The 1,385-nt window shown below is 56.1% G+C and carries 1 rRNA gene; it reads left to right on the top strand.

Annotated features, from left to right (window positions below):
* Positions 1-1,385, top strand: a 23S ribosomal RNA gene (locus R3P93_RS24475); the annotation flags it as partial.

Below are 1,385 nucleotides of genomic sequence, written 5' to 3'. Positions count from 1 at the left end.
CTGCGAGTTAGTGGCATGTCGCGAGGTTAACCCGTGTGGGGTAGCCGTAGCGAAAGCGAGTCCGAATAGGGCGTATCCACGTGAGTGGTGTAGTGGCGTGTTCTAGACCCGAAGCGGAGTGATCTACCCATGGCCAGGTTGAAGCGACGGTAAGACGTCGTGGAGGACCGAACCCACTTAGGTTGAAAACTGAGGGGATGAGTTGTGGGTAGGGGTGAAAGGCCAATCAAACTCCGTGATAGCTGGTTCTCCCCGAAATGCATTTAGGTGCAGCGTCACGTGTTTCTCACCGGAGGTAGAGCTACTGGATGGTCTAGGGGGCCTACAAGCTTACCGAAATCAGCCAAACTCCGAATGCCGGTGAGTGAGAGCGTGGCAGTGAGACTGCGGGCGATAAGGTTCGTAGTCGAGAGGGAAACAGCCCAGATCGCCAGCTAAGGTCCCTAAGCGTGTACTAAGTGGAAAAGGATGTGGGGTCGCGAAGACAACCAGGAGGTTGGCTTAGAAGCAGCCACCCTTGAAAGAGTGCGTAATAGCTCACTGGTCAAGTGATCCTGCGCCGACAATGTAGCGGGGCTCAAGTACACCACCGAAGCTGCGGCACTCACACAATAGCCCGCTGTTCCCTTGCGAGGGTTCAGCCAGGTGTGTGGGTGGGTAGGGGAGCGTCGTGCAGCCATGGAAGCATCGGAGTGATCCAGGTGTGGAGGCTGCGCGAGTGAGAATGCAGGCATGAGTAGCGAAAGACGAGTGAGAAACTCGTCCGCCGAATGACCAAGGGTTCCTGGGCCAGGTTAATCCGCCCAGGGTGAGTCGGGACCTAAGACGAGGCCGACAGGCGTAGCCGATGGACAACGGGTTGATATTCCCGTACCCGTGTAACCGCGCCCATGGTGAATCAGTGACACTAACCACCCTGAATCCACATGACCGATCTCTTTCGAGAGTGAGGCGTGTGGTGGATGCGTGGGACCTGATCTGGTAGTAGCCAAGCGATGGGGTGACGCAGGAAGGTAGCTGGGCCAGTCAGTGGTTGTACTGGTGTAAGCCTGTAGGGCGAACGGTAGGCAAATCCGCCGTTCATCGAGCCTGAGAGGTGATGCGTAGCCGATTGAGGCGAATTCAGTGATCCTATGCTGCCGAGAAAAGCCTCTAGTGAGTTGTTACACGGCCCGTACCCCAAACCGACACAGGTGGTCAGGTAGAGAATACTAAGGCGATCGAGATAACTATGGTTAAGGAACTCGGCAAAATGCCCCCGTAACTTCGGGAGAAGGGGGGCCTTGTCCGGTGACGGAATTTACTTCCTGAGCTGGGTGGGGCCGCAGAGACCAGTGAGAAGCGACTGTTTACTAAAAACACAGGTCCGTGCGAAGTCGTAAGAC

It is taken from the genome of Rhodococcus cerastii, assembly GCF_033042195.1.
In the GTDB taxonomy this organism is placed as follows: domain Bacteria; phylum Actinomycetota; class Actinomycetes; order Mycobacteriales; family Mycobacteriaceae; genus Rhodococcoides.
This window is presented reverse-complemented; position numbering and strand designations above follow the sequence as displayed.